Source organism: uncultured Virgibacillus sp. (assembly GCF_947495635.1).
Classification (GTDB): domain Bacteria; phylum Bacillota; class Bacilli; order Bacillales; family Amphibacillaceae; genus Virgibacillus; species Virgibacillus salarius.
Window position 1 is genome coordinate 1 of the sequence record NZ_CANMAB010000020.1, and the last position, 19,367, is coordinate 19,367.

Annotated in this window: 17 protein-coding genes, 1 riboswitch and 1 other annotated feature; of the genes, 5 read left to right on the forward strand and 12 right to left on the reverse strand. The window is 36.8% G+C overall.

The window, feature by feature from the left end; translation table 11 throughout:
* Positions 1-202: 202 nt before the first annotated feature.
* Positions 203-805, reverse strand: a complete 603-nt coding sequence (locus Q1A47_RS06555; RefSeq protein WP_299631180.1) for a hypothetical protein — start codon at positions 803-805, stop codon at positions 203-205.
* A gap of 300 nt (positions 806-1,105) precedes the next feature.
* On the opposite strand from Q1A47_RS06555, the gene Q1A47_RS06560 reads away from it, so the two are divergent.
* The gene (locus tag Q1A47_RS06560; protein WP_299631181.1) at positions 1,106-1,297 is read left to right on the forward strand and encodes a hypothetical protein; all 192 of its coding nucleotides are present in this window, start codon (positions 1,106-1,108) and stop codon (positions 1,295-1,297) included.
* A gap of 16 nt (positions 1,298-1,313) precedes the next feature.
* On the opposite strand, the gene helD is transcribed toward Q1A47_RS06560, so the two are convergent.
* A complete protein-coding gene (gene helD / locus Q1A47_RS06565) occupies positions 1,314-3,608 on the reverse strand; it encodes an RNA polymerase recycling motor HelD (RefSeq protein ID WP_121604385.1) in 2,295 nt (764 codons plus the stop codon).
* A 302-nt stretch (positions 3,609-3,910) separates the two neighbouring features.
* Between helD and Q1A47_RS06570 the strand changes: the two genes are divergently transcribed.
* Both Q1A47_RS06570 and Q1A47_RS06575 read left to right on the forward strand, forming a co-directional pair.
* Positions 3,911-4,573, forward strand: coding sequence for an RNA polymerase sigma factor (locus Q1A47_RS06570; RefSeq protein WP_026683058.1), 663 nt, complete (start codon positions 3,911-3,913; stop codon positions 4,571-4,573).
* A gap of 74 nt (positions 4,574-4,647) precedes the next feature.
* A complete protein-coding gene (locus Q1A47_RS06575) occupies positions 4,648-5,229 on the forward strand; it encodes an ATP-dependent Clp protease proteolytic subunit (RefSeq protein WP_121604384.1) in 582 nt (193 codons plus the stop codon).
* Between the two features lie 370 nt (positions 5,230-5,599).
* On the opposite strand, the gene Q1A47_RS06580 is transcribed toward Q1A47_RS06575, so the two are convergent.
* The 4 genes from Q1A47_RS06580 to Q1A47_RS06595 all read right to left on the reverse strand — a co-directional run bounded on the left by Q1A47_RS06580 (position 5,600) and on the right by Q1A47_RS06595 (position 10,887).
* On the reverse strand, positions 5,600-7,585 hold the full coding sequence (locus Q1A47_RS06580; RefSeq protein ID WP_246484519.1) for a heavy metal translocating P-type ATPase: 1,986 nt from the start codon (positions 7,583-7,585) through the stop codon (positions 5,600-5,602).
* 217 nt (positions 7,586-7,802) lie between these two features.
* The gene (locus Q1A47_RS06585; protein WP_166529834.1) at positions 7,803-9,314 is read right to left on the reverse strand and encodes an FAD-dependent monooxygenase; all 1,512 of its coding nucleotides are present in this window, start codon (positions 9,312-9,314) and stop codon (positions 7,803-7,805) included.
* A 622-nt stretch (positions 9,315-9,936) separates the two neighbouring features.
* Positions 9,937-10,188, reverse strand: coding sequence for a hypothetical protein (locus tag Q1A47_RS06590; RefSeq protein ID WP_026683054.1), 252 nt, complete (start codon positions 10,186-10,188; stop codon positions 9,937-9,939).
* A gap of 81 nt (positions 10,189-10,269) precedes the next feature.
* Positions 10,270-10,887, reverse strand: coding sequence for an NUDIX hydrolase (locus Q1A47_RS06595; RefSeq protein WP_166529835.1), 618 nt, complete (start codon positions 10,885-10,887; stop codon positions 10,270-10,272).
* Between the two features lie 190 nt (positions 10,888-11,077).
* On the opposite strand from Q1A47_RS06595, the gene Q1A47_RS06600 reads away from it, so the two are divergent.
* Positions 11,078-11,401, forward strand: a complete 324-nt coding sequence (locus tag Q1A47_RS06600; RefSeq protein WP_026680076.1) for a four-helix bundle copper-binding protein — start codon at positions 11,078-11,080, stop codon at positions 11,399-11,401.
* A 311-nt stretch (positions 11,402-11,712) separates the two neighbouring features.
* On the opposite strand, the gene Q1A47_RS06605 is transcribed toward Q1A47_RS06600, so the two are convergent.
* Positions 11,713-12,387 carry a response regulator transcription factor gene (locus Q1A47_RS06605; RefSeq protein WP_026680075.1) on the reverse strand — a complete coding sequence of 225 codons (675 nt, stop codon included), beginning with the start codon at positions 12,385-12,387 and terminating at the stop codon, positions 11,713-11,715.
* Positions 12,362-13,768: an ATP-binding protein gene (locus tag Q1A47_RS06610; RefSeq protein WP_166529836.1), complete on the reverse strand. Its 1,407-nt coding sequence runs from the start codon at positions 13,766-13,768 to the stop codon at positions 12,362-12,364. The genes Q1A47_RS06605 and Q1A47_RS06610 overlap by 26 nt, the downstream gene beginning before the upstream one ends.
* A gap of 274 nt (positions 13,769-14,042) precedes the next feature.
* Here Q1A47_RS06610 and Q1A47_RS06615 point away from each other — a divergent pair, with 274 nt between their 5' ends.
* A complete protein-coding gene (locus Q1A47_RS06615; protein ID WP_026680073.1) occupies positions 14,043-14,627 on the forward strand; it encodes a YdhK family protein in 585 nt (194 codons plus the stop codon).
* A gap of 86 nt (positions 14,628-14,713) precedes the next feature.
* Here Q1A47_RS06615 and Q1A47_RS06620 read toward each other — a convergent pair whose 3' ends face one another.
* The 4 genes from Q1A47_RS06620 to Q1A47_RS06635 form a co-directional block, all read right to left on the reverse strand.
* Positions 14,714-14,923, reverse strand: coding sequence for a hypothetical protein (locus Q1A47_RS06620; RefSeq protein ID WP_026680072.1), 210 nt, complete (start codon positions 14,921-14,923; stop codon positions 14,714-14,716).
* A 121-nt stretch (positions 14,924-15,044) separates the two neighbouring features.
* The gene (locus Q1A47_RS06625; RefSeq protein ID WP_026680071.1) at positions 15,045-16,277 is read right to left on the reverse strand and encodes an MFS transporter; all 1,233 of its coding nucleotides are present in this window, start codon (positions 16,275-16,277) and stop codon (positions 15,045-15,047) included.
* Between the two features lie 142 nt (positions 16,278-16,419).
* Positions 16,420-16,710, reverse strand: a binding site (T-box leader).
* 192 nt (positions 16,711-16,902) lie between these two features.
* Positions 16,903-18,258 (reverse strand): TrkH family potassium uptake protein, encoded by a 1,356-nt coding sequence (locus tag Q1A47_RS06630; protein WP_166529837.1) that lies wholly within the window; start codon positions 18,256-18,258, stop codon positions 16,903-16,905.
* 3 nt (positions 18,259-18,261) lie between these two features.
* Entirely contained in the window at positions 18,262-18,924 is a 663-nt protein-coding gene (locus Q1A47_RS06635; protein ID WP_166529838.1) for a TrkA family potassium uptake protein, read from the reverse strand.
* A gap of 230 nt (positions 18,925-19,154) precedes the next feature.
* A riboswitch (cyclic di-AMP (ydaO/yuaA leader) is annotated at positions 19,155-19,299 on the reverse strand.
* Positions 19,300-19,367: the final 68 nt, after the last annotated feature.

Consider the following 19,367-nt stretch of genomic DNA (forward strand, 5'->3'; position numbering starts at 1 on the left):
TGCCAATATACATCTAACATTCAAAATAACTACTTGGCTTAACGCAGTCATTGCACTGATTTTATACTTTCTTAACTTATAAAAAAGGATGAAGGTTTATACCCTTTCATCCGCAGTCCGTTGAGATACTTTTCCCGTTCTTTTTATTCAAGGAGCGAAAAGCAATATAGAATCTTCACCTTCCGCGAAGCAACACGTCAGCTTAACGTCTTTGCATATGTACTGAACGATTCTCCTTTTTCCAAATTGCAAATATACGTGTACAGGCTTTTAAGTAATACATCATTTTACCTGTATATAAAATAATATTCGTAGAATGATAGATCGCAAGCGTTTTACAAATTGCCTTTCCCCCTACTGTAAAAGCAGCGATAATACTTGTTAATACAACAGATATAATAATAAACCATATGGAACCTTCGGAAGTTTGAACCAGTTTAGCCAGTTGGAATACGACAGCCGTAGAAGCTGCCCCACTAACGATTCCTGAAATATCACCGACAACATCATTAAAAAGACTTGAAAATAAAGGGGCTTTCTTTGCAATAAATGCTGCTTCCTTTGCTTCCTTTGCTCCCTTGACTTTCTTAGCAGCCATAGCATGAAAATGATTCTCTTGTGAAGTTGCTGCAGCTAAGCCAATCGTATCGCCAATAATTCCTATCATAATAAAGACAAACACAATGAGTAGACTAAGAAATAATCCTGAACCTTCTTGAAATAATGTTGAAATCAACGCAAACAAAAAAGCCATTCCAAATGTTAAAAAGCTAATATTACTACTCCATTGCAGTGATTCACGCATAAGCCTGAACATCTCAAATTTGCTCCTTTTTCTAATAAATTGCGGCAAAGGGGGCGCTCTTCCGGCTACCACCCCGGAAGAGCAATTTGAAATACCTGAACTACCAATCATTAATTTGTCTCTAAGACAAATTAATTAACCTAAGAAACAAATATTTTATACAACTAATAATGTTGCATATATGAAACTTATACTATTTTCAGAAAAAAAGCAAGCGTTTTAGCTCCTTTATTAAGAAAAAATCTTTCCACCTCTTTAAATAGAAACTTCAATTAGTGAATTTTGTTTACCCCCCACTAATTGGTAGTACCACAAGGATATGACCTAAAAGCCCTAGAACCAACCGGACATTTACTGGCAGTTGATGGCATACTTACCAATATTGATTTCACTATATTGCTTGATGTGGGGGGCTTACTGCCAGTTATATGTGGGGAAAATTTCGTATTCCTCGGATTGCAGTTCGGAGTATCTTCATTTTTTATCTTTTAGACTAAGGCAACAACTCTTATCCATTGGCCACTACATACGTATCCGTTTTAGCTTCATGGATAAACAAACACGGCTCAGCCGCTGTTACCATAACTAGCTCATGCATCGCACGTGTACAGGCTGTGTAAAATACTGTTCGGTCTGATTCCGTATAGTGATTCGTTGATGCATCTGGGATAATAACCGCATCAAATTCAATCCCCTTCGCTAGATAAACAGGTATAATAAGTATTCCTTTCTTAAAGGAATATGTCTCCTCATCCACTCGAGTAACAGAAATAGATGGGCTGAGTAAGTTATAGATAGCCACACATTCATTTTTTGTTTTACAAATAAAAGCAATCGTTTCGTACCCAATTTTTAAAAGTTCATTTACTGAGGTAAGTAGGACCTCTTTTTCTGTCTTGTTAAGATACAGCAGCTTAGGTTTATTTCCTTGCCTTTCAAATGGTTCAATTACTTCTTTTCCTGGAGCAAAACACGTTGTAAATTCAACAATCTGCTTGGTAGAACGATAACTTTTTGTTAATGTTATCCGTTCAGTATTATCCTCGCCCATTGCTTGTAGCGGATTATCCCTTGATGTATGGACATTAATTGCTTGATTGATATCCCCTAATAAAGTCATCCTCGTATAAGGGAACATATGCTTTATATAAGCAAATTGAAACTCGGAAAGGTCCTGTGCTTCATCCACGAATAAATGGCGAACAGCACGGTCTGTCTCATCACCAAGGAGTTGACTTTTGAAGTAAGCGTATGGAGCAGCATCCTCCCAAGTCAAAAAGTTTTTTGATAAATTACTTGCCGTTTGGGAGGAAAATGACGTCCAGTCTTCTGGTAGCTCATCTGACTCCCAGCACGTGTAGAACCTCTTATAAGTAGCTAAAACGTTTACGAAGGCTAACTGTTTTATTTGCCTTTTTAATGAATCGAACATCTTGGCTACTACAACCTTCCTTAATATTAACTCTTCATCAACTGCACTATCCCCATCCTGCTCCTGAGCTTCATAATACGCTTTCACATATGCGGCTTTATCTAGCAGTCCTATTTTCTCTTCAACCCAATCTTTATTCAGTTCTTCTTTTTGAAATTGATAAAGCTCTTTCAATAGCCACTTAACGGTTAACTCTATTCGATTTGGCAAGGATATATTTGGATCCATCGTATAGAAATATTCCTTCACCTTCTCCTTCGGTATTAAAATACGTTTACGAAATGAAATATTTTTAAATTGTACTCCTTCCGCATGAAGGTCAGCTATATATGCGTCAAGTAGATGCTTATATGCTATTGTTGATTTATATTTAATATTGTTTAATCGAAAATGACGGTTAGCATCTTCTTGATAAGTGAGCAAATATTCCATTTGTGCAAAAGGAGATTCAATACTCATTGCCTCCCCAACCTTATCTTGTAAATAATCAAAAAAAGTTAATTGCTTCACATTAGTCTCTCCTAGTTCAGGAAGCACATTATTTATATAGCTCGTAAATAGTGGATTAGGTGAAAATAAAACCACATTCTCAGGGGTTAATTCACTACGATAACGATACATTAAGTATGCAATACGCTGTAGCGCTGCTGATGTTTTACCACTTCCAGCTACTCCCTGTACAAGTAAAAGCTTGCTCTTTTCATTGCGAATAATTTTATTTTGTTCTTTCTGTATAGTAGCAACTATACTTTTCATTGTAGAGCTAGCATTATTTCCCAACGCCTCCTGAAGCAGCTGATCTCCAATAGTCAATCCGGTATCGAACATTCCCTTTATTTCACCATTTCGTATAATAAATTGCCTTTTTAATGATATATTCCCCATCACCATACCATCCAACGTTTGATAGGCAGCTTTACCTAAGGTGTAATCATAATATAGGCTTGATATGGGTGCGCGCCAATCATAGATTAAGAAATCTTTCTCCTCTCTGTCCATAAGAGAGGAAATACCAATATATAGCTGTTCTGCTGTCTTTTCATCATCTTCTTTAAAGTCAATTCTTCCAAAATATGGGCTATTTTTTAATTGTTTTAGCGTTTGAAGTTCTTTAGCCATGCTTCCATGAATTTTTTCCTTTTGAGCTAATAGCTCAGCTTGTTGTTTGATGCTAGCTTCTGTTTCAATTACATCATCTGGTTCATCCAAGTTAACTGTCACATCGTCCCAAAATGTTTTACGAAGGTCGATAACACTATCTTTCAATTCCGAAGTCTTTGAAAGTAGTTTTTCTTCCTTTTTATAAATTTCTTCCATCACCTTTTCTACTCTTTGTTGCTCAACCACCCAATCACCATGTTTCGAACTCATTTAACCAACCCCATTCAACTATTTTACTCATTTGTGTTGACTTCACAAAAAATAATTGATACAATATAATTGGATAAAAATATTATATCAATTATTTTTTTGCATAGCCTGTTAAGCATATCATGTTCTATTCATAGATGCAACAGGTGTTTTTGAATTACGTATTTCCCCATATTATCCTATTCATTGTAATACTACATAGATAGTATTCTTTTTTTTATTTTTTTAAACTATCCGTATCCTTTTATGCCGTTTTTTCGTTAATACATGTGAAAGGGGAGATTGAAAAAGGAGTGTTTTCCATGGATAACGATTTTCAACAAGCTTGGAATAAGTGTGTAGCTTCTATTTGGAAGGCTTGTTTGCACTTCACACAGAACACCCATGATGCAGAAGATCTCATGCAAACAACTTGGGTAAAATCCTATGTGAATTGGAAGAAACATCAACCTACATCACTAAAAAAAGCTTATTTTTCTACAATTGCCAGAAACACATGGATTGATGAGCTACGTAAAAAAAAGCTACCAATAATCCCATACGAGGATTACGAAAAACAAATTGCCGATTCGACAAGTGATATACTTTCGCAAAATCTTGTGCATCTATTAAATCAGTTAGTATCCAAATTGACTATAAACCAACAAATCTTTTTCTTACTCGCAGATGTTTGTAAATGCAGTCTCAAAGAAATTGCTCAATTGACAAATGTAAGCATTGGAGCCGTTAAGGCAAATCTTTTTCGAGCACGACAAAAAGTAAAGGATGAGGTTCGAAAAAGTTTAGATTTTGATTCACCAATAGATGAAGATCAGGTGCTACGTATCCAATTATACACCTATGCATTACAAAACGATGATGTTCAACTACTAGCAAACTTACTGACAGATAACGCTTCTGTTCGCGCCTTATATGCTCAACGACAACATACACCAAATACCATGGAAAGTAAAATGGCTGCTTAACATATTTCTGAATAAGGAACAGCCTTTACCTCATTCAATTACTCCTCTTAAACGATAAAGGCAGGTGTTAACGTATGAACGTACCAATTCCTTATGTTGTAGAACAATCAGATCACGGAGAACGGAGCTATGATATTTATTCACGGTTATTAAAAGATCGTATTGTATTTATCGGTTCTGAAATTGATGATACACTCGCTAACGCAGTAACTGCACAATTACTATTTTTAGCATCTCAAGATCCAAAAAAAGATATTTCAATGTACATTAACAGCCCAGGCGGTTCTGTATCAGCCGGTTTTTCGATTTTAGATACGATGAACCATATTAAACCTGATGTTCAAACTATTTGTACAGGTATGGCAGCATCTTTTGGCGCCGTGCTACTTATAGGAGGAACAAAAGGGAAAAGAATTGCACTCCCTCACTCAGAGGTTATGATACACCAACCGCACGGTGGGATGAAGGGCCAAGCCAGTGATATGAATATCTATGCTAATCGCATTATTAAGCAACGGCGAGAAATCAATCAATTAATTGCCGATCGTTCCGGCCAGCCATATGAAAAAATAGCACATGATACAGAACGTGATTTCTTCATGAGCGCTAAGGAAGCAAAAGAATACGGTATTGTCGATACTATATTAGGAGCTTAATTTGGAAAACACTTTTCGATGGGGAACACATTCCTATGAAACGGTATTACGGATCATTATATATTAACATTACTCAAAAGGGTGCGAGTGAACGAAGCTCCAAACGATATGAATCGGAAGATACGAAGTTATTTCCAGAAAGTCGTTCGAACCTTTATCGTTCATTTTTTTGAAATGGTGATGATTCTCATCCTATGGAAAACACGTTAATAACGTAGAGGCATACGGGGTGACTCCTGCGAAAATACAACACGAGTCATCCCTCTGCTATTTCCTTTTACGATGAAAGAATAACATGATTACTAGGCTTTATATATACTAGTTTTTTTATCCCTCAGCTTGGGAGGAACCTTAAGCCGCTTTATTACATTTATGCTTTTAATAATTTCGCATTAATTGCTACGATTATAGTACTTAAACTCATTAGCACTGCACCAACCGCTGGACTAAGAACAATTCCAATCGGCGCGAGCACGCCAGCAGCTAGCGGAATAGAAAATATATTATAACCTGTTGCCCACCATAGATTTTGCACCATTTTTCGGTACGTTTTCCGTGATAAATCCACTAGTTCTACCACATCATTTGGATTACTTTTTACAAGAACAACATCAGCAGTCTCCATAGCTACGTCTGTTCCTGCACCAATTGCAATTCCTAAATCCGCAGTTGCTAATGCAGGTGCATCGTTGACACCATCTCCAGTCATAGCAACTTTCCAACCCTTTTCCTTAATTTTTTTCACTTGATTCGCTTTATCATCTGGCAATACTTCAGCATAAACCTCTTCTATTCCTAATTGTTTAGCAACCCAATCTGCCACCTTCTGATTATCTCCAGTTAGCATAATAGAATGAATACCCTGTTTCTTCAACGATCTAACCGCCTCTTTTGCTGTATCCCTTACCATATCAGCAAGCGCAATCATACCGATTAATTCCTCTTCAACCAGCACAAATACTACGGTCTTACCTTCTTCCGACATTTTACTAAACAGCTTCCGATCAAATGTTAGATAATTATCAAGTACATATTTGGGACTGACAACGTTAATCGTTTTGCCATCTACTTTTCCCTGAATCCCTTTGCCAGTAATCGATTCAAAATCATTTACCTTGTTTAATGAGATAGCTTTATCTTTGGCTGCTCCAATAATTCCGGCTGCAATTGGATGCTCTGAATTCTGCTCAACACTCGCAGCATAAGCAAGTACCTCATCTTTTTGATACCCTTTATCTGCAATAATATCTGTAACGCCAAATTCTCCCTTGGTTAACGTACCAGTCTTATCAAAGACAACCGCATTTAAATTCCTTGCACCTTCAAAGTTAGCTTGATTACGAATGAGTAGCCCCTTTTTTGCAGAGATGGATGTTGAAACTGCAACGACTAAAGGTGCAGCTAGCCCTAAAGCATGTGGACAAGTAATAACCATAACCGTAACCATTCGCTCAATGGCTATATCATAAGAGTACCCAAGCAGCAGCCAAATAACTAATGTAGCTAACCCTGCAAATAAGGCAAGATAAAATAACCATTTGGCAGCTCGATTAGTGAGATCCTGCGTTTTCGATTTTGATTCCTGCGCTTCTTTCACCATCGTAACAACTTGAGATAAAAATGACGCTTCTCCCGTCTTCTCCACTTGAATAGTTAGCGACCCTTCTTTATTTACAGAACCACCTATTACTTCGTCACCTTTTACTTTTTCAACGGGTACTGACTCACCAGTAAGCATGGATTCATCTACTGCAGATTTTCCATCAAGGATGGTACCGTCTACGGGTATCTTTTCTCCAGGCTTAACAAGTACACGATCACGACTTGCCAATTCAGACAATGGTACATCTTCTATTTCATCATTTTCATCTAGTTTATGTGCTTCATTAGGCATTAACTTGACTAATTGCTCAAGAGCATTGGACGCGCCCATCACCGAACGCATTTCTACCCAATGACCAAGTAGCATGATATCAATTAATGTTGCTAACTCCCAAAAGAAGTCTTTACCTTCCCAACCAAAGACCGTTAGAGAGCTATACCCGTAAGCAACTAAAATGGCTAAGCCAATAAGCATCATCATTCCAGGATTACGATCTTTTAATTCACGGATGCCACCTGTGATAAACGGCCAACCGCCATAGAAGAAAATAACTGTTGCTAGCGCAAATAGAATATATTGATCAGATGGAAATCGCCAATTCACACCAATAAATCCCTGAATCATTGGAGATAACACTAGAATTGGAATAGTGATAATCAATGATATAAAAAATCGTTTCTTAAAATCATTTACCATGTCACCGTGGTCATGATGACCGTGATGGCTGTGCTCTTCATGATGATGCTTGTGCATGTGCTTATCTTGATTGCTTTCTCGATCTACATGTGTATGATGATGCTCATGATTATGGTGTTGATGTTTTTGTTTCATAAAATACCCTCCTCACTCTTATCATTTGCTTAGTTATTATTTCCAATACAAATATACTATACCCCCCTATAGTAATTGTAAAACCATAAAAATAATCCCGCTAAAAAAGCGGGATAACCATGTTTCAAATTATCTTTTGTTACTGCTTGACATGGACCGGAGTAATACCCCAGTTATCAAGGTATTCCTGTAATTGTTGTATATCCTGATAGGAATGAACGAGACCAATATGACCATCCGGACGAAGCAAATACATCGCTTCTTTCTGTAATCCTTTTTGCTCCGCAATTGAATCAAAACTAAAAGTATGAAGAGGTAATCCACGCTTCTTACAAAAATTCAATAATTGAGCAGAAGCTGACCCGTATACGTGAACCTGCCAATCCATGGTTTGTAATGTTTGATAGTTATCTCCAGTAAATGGAAGCCGTTGTCCTGACTCTACTCCCATATACTTGCCACTACTTAGTGGACTTTGAGTGTATTCAATTTGCGTTTGTGAAATAATTTTAAATAGCTGCTCTTTAATACGCATGGAATGATCTACAAGGGGTATAAGCCTTGGGACAATTTGTTTTCGTAATAATCGATTGATAAAACTGCCAGAAACCACACTTGTAAAAGCACGATCCGTGGTATTTACCAAGCGTTCGGCAAAAGCCCTCCGCTCTACTTCATACGAATGAAGTAACTCTTCCTTCGCCTTTCCGTGTACGACAGAAGCAAGCTTCCAGCCGAGATTAACCGCATCGCCAATTCCAGTATTCATTCCCTGACCACCAGCAGGAGAGTGAATATGTGCAGCATCACCGACAAGAAATGCTCTACACTTAGTAAAATGACTAGCGACCCTATGATGAACGTTATATGTAGAAAACCAATTAACCTGTTTTATGTCCAACTGATAAGCCTCTTCCATGAAGGATACTAGCTTATCAACATCGTCACGACTATTAACAAGCTGTTTTGGAAATATACCAATCGCCCTCGTTGTATTCTTACTACGAACAGGTAAAAGTACAACAAATTCCTCTCCTCTAAAACAAAGCGATATTCGTTGCGAGTCTATCGGTCTACCTGTAGCTTTAATATCCATGACGTAAAATAGCTGTTCGTAAGTTCCCCCAGGAAAATCTGCGTTGATTTGATGCCGAACTGCACTTCCAGCACCGTCACAACCACAGATATAAGCAAATTCTTCTTCCAAAGCATGACCAGCCTGAAGCATTTTTGCTTTTACACATTTTTGATCTTCTTGAAAAGAAAGAAGCTCTGTGTTCCAGTCGACAGTTATACCAAATTCGTTTAGTTTTTCAAGAAGTAGTTTTTCATGCTCATCCTGCGGAAAACTGTATGGAGATGTAAATGGGCTTAACCCTGTTCCTAAACTACCAACATGCATACGAGCTCTTTTTTTCCCATCCACATGTAGCTGCATTTCCTTTATTTTAATACTTTCATTAATGATTGCACCGGAAATGCCAAGCTGATTGTAAAACTCTAACGTTCTAGGCATCACGGCCATTGCCCTAGAAGAAGTACCTGGTCCATCTGCTTTGTCAATAATTTTAATTGGAACCCCAAACTTAGTCATACTTAAAGCCAATACAAGTCCTGTTGGCCCCGCACCGACAATCAAAACAGGATTCATCTTCGTCTTCCTCCCTTAAAATAGCACCTTATAATCTAGTCATACCTTCACATCCATGTCACCTTGTACCGCTAATAATCAATATAGCTAACGATACATTGAAACTTCAATCAGTGGGGGTTTTGCTGTCCTCAACTGCTTGTTCGTACCACAAGGGTATGACCTAAAGCCTTTGAACCAATCGGACATTTACTGGTAGTCGATCCCCCACTTATCCATATTGGTTTCACTTTATTGCTTGAAGTGGGGCTTACTGCCAATTATATGTGGGATAACCGTCTACATGCTTTAAATCAGGAAGCTCCCATATCGACTCATAACCCTTCCTAAACTTAATGCAGAAGAATTATCTAGAACGTATTCCAATCCAATAAAGTCTAAATCTCTTGGTGCAATAGGCATAAGCCTCTGTACGAATTAAACCTGTTATACCATTCTTAACAGCTAAAAATTGCATTGGAACAAAAATTGCTGATACTAATAAATTTTTGCCAATCTTTTTCCAAAGACCTTGTAGCACAGCAGGAGGTCGTTCAACAAACGATTCAAGCGTTTTCCCTTCCAGCTTCTCTACGACTACGAATTCTCTATTAAACGATTTCCCCTTATGAACAACCCTTGGTCAGGAAGTTAGATTATTTAATGTATTATTTATACGTTCTAAGGAAAATACGTTTCTTGGATCAATCCCAAATATTCTTTTACATTTCCACCCAAAATCATTACTCTGCTCATCTACCATTCTCGTAATACGTACAACCACTGCCTGACGCTTCGTTTGCACAAACGAAACATCACTTGCCTGATCTTCGTAGCTAGGCGTTAATTTAGTAATATATTGAATTGGCTCATGAAATAAGTATTGTAAGTACATCAATTTTCCTTTCTATACAATCCTATTTCGATAGCTGTACTAATTTTTCCTGCTTTGATGCAGAGACATGATTTTAACTACCTACTCTACTATCGCTTGTTTTGTAGGATTACGACTAAATTCAAATAGGGTTTTAACTTGATCTACGGTATTTCGACCGACAGAAAGAACTGGCAGCTGATCCTCTGCGAAAAAGTCTATCCCTTTCGTTTCAATACCAGTACTCTCCTCTCCACCAACAATTTCACAACGAATAAATAGTTTATAATAGTGATAGGGTTGTGGCGGATGAGAGTGCTTATTCATATCTAACAACGCAAGCAATTTTGTTGGCACGACATGATACCCTGATTCTTCCCATATTTCCTTCACAATGTTCTCATTAGGTGATAACCCCACTTCGCAAAAGCCTCCAGGCAGTGACCATTTATCATCCATTTTTTCTCTAACCATTAATATTTTTTCTTCTTTAAATACTGCACCCCTCACATCAAGTTTAGGTGTTTGATATCCTTTTTCATATGCAAATAAGTTCGATAATTGCTGCATCTCTATTTCCGAATAACTCTCTATTATTTCTTTACTTATTTGCTGTAGCTCTTCATAGCGCTCTCGATCATATATATCCTTCGTGAAAGTTAAACCAGCTTGGGATATAGATTGTAATCTTCTTGCCCAATCTAACCATTGGTAACTCATCGGAACCTCTCTCCTCTATTCATCCATTTCCTTTTCTACAGTTTATCAAAATAACAAATCCTTGAAAGGAATTTGTTTATTATATAAGAAGTTGGGCAACGTAAGTGTTAGTGATGAAATAACATGATGAACTTAGCTAGAGAATTTACTGCGATCCATTCTCTAATTTCATCTTTAGGAGGTAAAAATAATGGGGCATGAACAGCATCAGGAGCTTATTCGCGCATTACATGAATGCATGACAGCATGCAATCATTGCTATGACGCCTGCTTGCAGGAGGAAGATATCAAAATGATGACCAACTGTATACGTTTAGATCGAGAATGCGCAGATATTTGCAGCTATCTGGAGCAAGCAATCTGCAGAGGGACACCATTTTCTGCTGCGTTAACCTCTGTCTGTGCAGAAATTTGCGAAGCCTGTGGAAACGAATGCAAAAAGCATGCACACGATCATTGTCAGAGATGTGCAGATGCATGCTTTGCATGTGCGGATGCTTGTAAATCAGCTTAAAGAAGAATGCTAATTTAAAGACAAGAGGCTGGGACAAAACACAACTTCTTTACTCAAAATACGAATTAATCAATAGGAGTATTATCGCTGCACCGTGAAAATATACGCGCTTTCCGCGGCACGGCCTCAGCTAACTTGGTAAAGAAAAACACGTGACCAAGTGGATCTTCGGACACGTGCTTATATCAGGTGCTAAATGAATGATTCTAATCAAAAAACGGACGATAATTAATTCTTTTGTCTCAGTCTCCTACTTCGCTCATTTATCACTTCAAAGTTATATGCTTAGTCCAACTCCTATTTACATCTACTTAATCTTGAACCACCCATTTATAACCTACCCCCCAAACAGTCTGCAAATAGTCATCTATGGAAAACCCAGCCTGTCTTATTTTTTCACGCATATTGCGCACATGAGAATCAACGGTCCTTCCTTCCGTATCGGAATGATAACCCCAAATTAATTCAATAAATTGCTCCCGTGTAAATACCTTATTAGGGTGTTTCATTAAGTGACCAATCATAAAAAATTCTTTGGGCGTCAGCTTAATCACCTGATTACCATAGCTTAATTCAAACCGTTCCTCTTCCCAGCGTAGACCATCAACCTCTATTACATTTTTTGGTACTGTACGACGTAATAACGCTTCTATTCTAGCTAATAACTCCTGTGCATTAAAGGGCTTTGTTACATAATCATCAGCTCCTAAACGAAGCCCTCTAACAATATCCTCTTGCTGATCTCGTGCAGTTATCATGATAATCGGTATATCAGAAAATTTTCTGATAGATTGGCAAAGCTCCCAACCATCTACCTCAGGCATCATGATGTCCAACAGAATAATATCAAAATTTTCTTTTTCTAAATGCTCTAGTGCCTTTGTAGCATCTTGCGCCTTTGTACAGATATATTTGTGTGGCTTCAAGTACAACGCTAATAAATCCAACATCCTTTGTTCATCATCTATTAAAAGTACATTCTTCAATAACCTCACCCTTTGGTACTTTAATGATTACCTTTGTTCCAACGTCTTGTTCACTGTATATTTGGATGATACCATCATGAGCCTCAACAATTTCTTTGGCAATGGCAAGACCTAATCCACTACCACCATTTTTTCGAGAACGGGATTTTTCAACACGATATAAGCGATCAAACACATAAGGCAAATCCGTTTTCGGTATGCCTTCACCTTGATCACGAACGATAATCTCAATATACCTATCACTGTCCTTTACTTCTAGTTTAATTTCCCCACCTTTTACCGAATACTTGTTGGCATTATCTAAAATATTTAATAGAACTTGCTGAAAGCGATTTGGATCTATGTAGCATGAAATATGATTAGGACAACGTACAAACAGCGCGACATCTTTTTTCTCTAGCACAGGTGTTATTAAGTCGACAATAGATGTTACAAGCTGCTTTAAAAAGACTTTCTCACGCCTTATAGGAAAAGAATGTTGATCCATTTTCGCTAATTCAAATAAATGTTTGATTAAAATAGATAGGTTTTCCGTCTCTTCACGAATAATACTAATATATTCTTTTAAATCAGCATCTGTTAACGCCTGACTATAAACTATATCCGCATACCCTTTCATATACGTTAGTGGTGTCCGTAATTCATGAGAGATGCTTGCTAGGAATTCATTTCTTTCATTCTTCAACCGGTCTAAATCATTGGATAAGCTTGTGATCGCCTGTGCTAATTCACCCAGTTCATCCCTTCTTTCTGTATGTAATCCAATAAAATGATTCCCTTCACTTAGCTGTTCTGTAGCACGCTTTATTTTCATCAATGGCAGTGTAATAAATCGAGAAAGAATAAAAATGGTAATAATCGTTAAAACCACCGTAATGATACCAATAAATAAAAATTGATTACTTAAATGATCTAAGACCCGCTTGACTTGATTGGTATGAGCGAACATAAAAACATGCCCGCGATGCTCTTTATTTATCGTGATGGGACTATCCGTAGCAATAAACTGTCTATCCTTCCATCTTTCTTCAATGACAACACCTTCTGAAGGTATGGAATCATAGTTCGTACGCTCAATAACCTCTGTCATTTCCGACTGAACTGGATCTGAATGAACTAGAATCTTTCCTGCTTCATCAGTAATGATAACGACAAACTCAGATGCAGATTCCATTAACCCAACGTGTTCAAGCGTTGTTGCCTCAAAGTTGTCCTCTAACACTTCACTATGTGTATTACCTCGTGCAAGTAAATTATTGATTATTTCTTCAATACGCTCACCGGCTAAATTCATGTAGAGAATAAAATAGAGCAAGCCTTCTATTATTAAAATGACGAAAAAGAAAAGCATACCTATTTTTAGAGAAAGCTTATTAACCATATTAACCGCCTTTCGAAATCGGTAATAACTGTATCTGTTATACAGTCTCTGTATACTTATTATAATCTATAAATTTTTTCATTATATTACCTCCCCCATATATTAAACACTTCTATTCAGTGTATTAAAAAATTATTGATTTTCTGTGCAGACGAGCTATGCAGCTAATATTTTACATTTTTTGTATATAATATGTCATATAAACTGCAAAAAATCTGCAAATTTACTGGGTAAATTAATAGAGACATATCACTAACAAGAAGGAGGTAGTCTCATGAACAAGCGGAAATGGGGATTGGCAATTGGTATATTTATTGTAGCAATGACACTATCAGCATGTGGAAGTACACAGGAAAATAACGATAGTCTTACTGAAAACGCGGATCCAGAAACGGAATCGGGATCAAGTGAGCACGATCAAATGGAACATTCTAGCTCTGTATACGTACCAAAAGGCTTACAAACAGCTAAAAACCCAACATATGAGGTTGGCAGCAAAGCAATAATTGAAACAGATCATATGGAAGGAATGAAAGGTGCTGAAGCAACCATTTCTGGTGCATATGATACTACTGTATATACCATCACCTATACCCCGACTAATGGCGGAAAAAAAGTAGAGAACCATAAATGGGTGATACATGAGGAGCTAATGAACCCTGGAGCTAAGCGGCTGGAATCTGGATCAGAAGTAAAAGTAGAAGCTTCTCATATGAAAGGAATGGATGGAGCTACTGCCACCATCGATTCAGCTAAAGATACAACTGTATACATGGTTGATTATATATCTAACACAAGTGGTGAAGAAGTTAAAAACCATAAATGGGTAACTGAGGATGAGCTTTCTCCCGCCAGCTAAAGAATCACGTACCTATTAAATAAAATTACCATATGTAAAATAAGATTCAGCAGATAAACAGCTGAATCTTATTTGTTATATTGTTATTAGTTAAACCAAGCCTTATCTAATTGTTGATAATAATCATCCAGTTCCTTCTTTAACCGATAATAGATGATTCTTTCCGAGATATTCAAGACTTCTTCATTACCGTTTGCTTTATCGACTTTAAGCTGATATGGCGTAATTTCTCTTAATAACCGGATAAATCGATAATAATCTGTTGTATCAAAAACGAACTTCATTTGTTTCTCCATTACCATACTCCTTATTTATCAACCAATTCTTTCTTCTATAGTAAAAGGAACATATGGAACTGTTGTGTAATTCATATGGAATTTATGTGGAGATTCTAAAATTTCATTTCATTTCTTTAAACTAACTAATTGCATCCTTATCTAGCTTATAAAATTGTCTTTTTGAGGATTTTAAAACAACAGAGCAAATTATTAACCCAAGTACTAATAAAACGATAGATCCAGTTATCATCACTGGTCGAATTGCAATTAACTCTGCTATCAAACCAAAAGCTCCTGTCAAAAAAATAATAAAAAAAGCTTCTACTATACCAAATATACTACTAAATCTACCCATTAAATCAACTGGTACATTATTTTGATAAAAGGTCATGAAACCTGTGTTAGCAAAAGATAGTGCAAACATGATGACGAAAAAACCTATAGCAGCCATACCATAATTAGTTGAAAAAGCAAAGATAAGATAACCGATGGCAGTGACCAAAACTCCTAAACCTATTAAATAATAATTTTTCACCCAGTTTGCTATTACACTATTCACGATTGAACCAATAATAAATCCGACACCAGCTATACTTACAAGTAAACCATATTCACTCTCACTAAAAGACAACGCATCTGTCGCCAAAGCAGCTTCTAATGAGTCAATAGCAGTCATCAAAACAGTAACCCCACTAAACAGCAAATAAACAGTAACAATGTACATCGATGTCTTACTAAAAGTCACAACTGTTTTCCAATCTGATTTAATCATTTGCCATGATACACTAGCTACCTCTGAGTTATTTTTCGCATCAACATTAGGTAATATTAATAAGATTACTGCTGATAGTAGAAGAAAAACACCATTTAAATGAATAGCTAAAAAAGGTGAACCCAGCAGGAATAGCAATCCAGCTATCGACGGTCCAAGTAAAAATCCACAAGACGAGGTAAAATTTCTTAATGCATTAAAGCGTTGTCGATTCTTTTTAGGAATTAACTTCGTAAAGTAAACCATTGATGTATGACCGAAAATAGAATCTGCAATATTAATGACAAAAACGATTCCATACATAATCCAGAGCTTGGATATAAAGGGAAGTATTAAAATCAATATCCCTCTACATATATCTAAATTAATCATTAGCTTCCGTTTGTTCAGACGATCAATATAACTACCTGCCCAAAAACTTGAAAAAATAGAAGCAATCGGTTTTAGCATATATAGAATTGAAACGGCCAATGGTGAACCTGTCCATTCAAGCACAATTAAATTAAGTGCAATTAAATATATCCAGCCACCAAGATTCGATATACCTATACCTAACAATAGTAATAAAGGATTCCTCCATTCACGCAACGCAACCACCATTTTGAATCCCCCCAGTTTTATTTAAAACAAAAGAAAAGTGGCAGTGCCTCCGCTAGCTTAAAACTTTAAAGAAATTCTAAAATACAGGCACTGTAACTAAACTCTGATGTAAATAAAAAATCTCACCTCCCAAGACAGTCATCTTGGGGGCGAGATTTGGAATCCAAAATCGCGGTGCCACCCCATTTTATTCCTGTGTCGCCACAGAAATCTTATCAAGTACGGCAGCTAAACAATATAGCATGCTGCTTATACTCTATCTCTATAACGGGAGATCCCGTCACACGATCCTTTCCTATAATAAAAAAATAGGAAATTCCCATGCGCAGCTCGGAGCCTTGTTTCAATGGACTCGATACTCCTTCGTTTTCAGCTAAGCGAAAGGTCTCTGTTTAAGCTCTTATCCATCTACTCTTCTCATCATTGCCTTTACATAAAATATTTCTATTATCTTACTGAATTATAGAGGCTTTGTAAATACTTCACGTTAAGAAAATGAATGACTTACAAATTCCTGTCCTTTCATTTTCCTTTCACAAAAAGTGAGTAGCGTTCTCTTCAATTCAAGAAAAACCTTGGTTACTAAATAGAAAAGGATTTTGATTTTCTAACTCTCTTAATAAGCTTAGCCGGTAAACACATCTTCTGCTGGGTAACGAATGGATGATTTCTTTCTTTGTCTAGCGAATACAAATGCCAGCGTTAATGGTCCGATTCGACCAATAAACATCATTATGATAATGACACATTTTCCAAATGATGTTAAATCACCTGTCAACCCCATCGACAAACCTACCGTACCAAAAGCGGAAATGACTTCAAATACAATTACTAGGAACGGTGCTTTCTCCGTAATGCTTAATATAAAAACAGCGACAAAGATTACTAATATACTAATAATCATTATCGATAAAGCACGTAAAATAACATGTGGCTTAATGGTTCGATCAAAAGCCGTTGTCTCATTCTTACCTCTTAAGTAGGACAACGTTGCTAAAATCATTACGATAAAGGTGGTTACCTTAATACCACTGCCTGTTGAACCACTACCAGCTCCAATAAACATGAGCATCATTAACACTAAAATAGATGGTACAGTCATTTCAGCAATATCCAGTGAATTAAAACCTGCCGTTCTTGGAGTAACTGCTTGAAAATAAGATCCCCATAGCTTATCCATTAACGGTAGATTACCAATTGTAGCTGGGTTGGAATACTCTAACACAAATAAAGTAAATAATGCTACGATATTGATGCTCAATGTTCCAACAATCATTAGCTTCGAATGTAAGGATAATTTCTGAAAACCCTTCTTATCCCATATATCCACTAGCACCGTAAATCCAAGTCCTCCTGTGATAAATAGTCCTGTTATAACAACATTAATAATAGGGTCCCCCACAAATGAAGAAAGACTATCAGACCATAAAGAAAAACCTGCATTATTAAAGGCGGATATGCTATGAAAAAGGCTTTGATGTAAACCTTGCTCCCAGCCGAATTCTGGAACCCAACGAATCGTTAGCAAGAGAAAGGCGATAGCCTCAATAGAGATAGAAAATATAAATAATAGCTTCACTAATCGAAGCAGTCCTCCTAGCGATGTTTCATTTAAGCTTAATGATTCCTGTGTTAGCTTTCGTTGATGAAGTCCGACTTTTTTTCGAAGCATCATTAATATTAAAACAGAAAATGTCATTAATCCTAAGCCACCAATTTGCATGAGCGTCATAATAACCAGCTCTCCAAAAATGGTAAAAGCATTTCCGGTATCCACAACGACTAAACCTGTCACAGTAATAGCTGATGTAGCAGTAAACAAGGCATCTAACCAGGATATCGGAACTTCAGTTGCTATTGGCGTTTTTAAAAGTACCGTGCCAATGATGATAAATACCAAGAATCCCAACGCCAGAATTTGCGGTGGACTTAAATGAATAATACTACCTCGCAGCGGATGTAACGAAATGATTTTCCTCATCTTCTACATACCTCTATTTTCAAATCGTTTAATATCATTCTTATGTCCCATTACAACCAATATATCACCTTGATATATGAAATCGTTTGGTAGTGGTGATATATTTACTTCATCTCTTCGCTTTACTGCTAAAATTGTGCAGCCATATTTTTTCCTGACATCAAGCTGTACAAGTGTATTATTACTAATTTTTTTAGTAGCTACTAATTCCACAATACTATATTCCTTCGACAGTTCAATATAATCAATTATTTTTTCAGAATCAAGTTGGTGAGCAATCCGCATGGCCATCTCTTTTTCAGGCTGTATAATACGGTCTGCTCCAATCTTTTCTAATACTTTAAAATGTTGTATATTTTGCGCTTTAACCCACACCTGCTTAATCCCCATTTCCTTCAATAACAATGTACATAAAATGCTTGGTTGAATATGCTCGCCTATGGCTACAATCGCAAAATCAAAATTTCGAAGACCAAGTGATTTTAACATTCTTTCATCTGTTGCGTTAGCCACTGCAGCATGAGAAGAAAATTCCTTAAGCGAATCGACAATAGACTCATTTGCATCAATAGCTAATACCTCATGTCCTAATTGATATAATTCTTTGCATACGTTGCTGCCAAATCTCCCTAGACCAATGACTGCAAATTGTTTCCTTTTCAACATTCATCCTTCTTTCTCTATATCCTTTATGTAAAACCCATTCGCTGTCACCTCAAAAGGATGTTCAAAGCTTGATTAAATCAGTTTGTTACTTCATAAGTGCTGAAGAAGCACAAAGCATATACAACATAGATTCTATTTATCATCGCTGTTTGAACATACAATACGTTATCAACGAAAAAAAGACCATTACAAACAGAATGGTCTAAAGGATGACCCTTGGACCTTTCTCCCCAGATTTAACAAAACGCTTACGAGGTTAGCTGTCGGATTAGGGACTGAGAGTATCCCTTCTTAACTAGTAAGATTCACCCCAAGACAGGAATTTATCCTATCAAAAATGGTTCCCCCGCTCAAAGGATTCAGCGAATAAAAGGCATTAGGATATATTAATTTTCCACCTAATATAAATCATAATAGATATGTTATAATCTACGCCGATTATA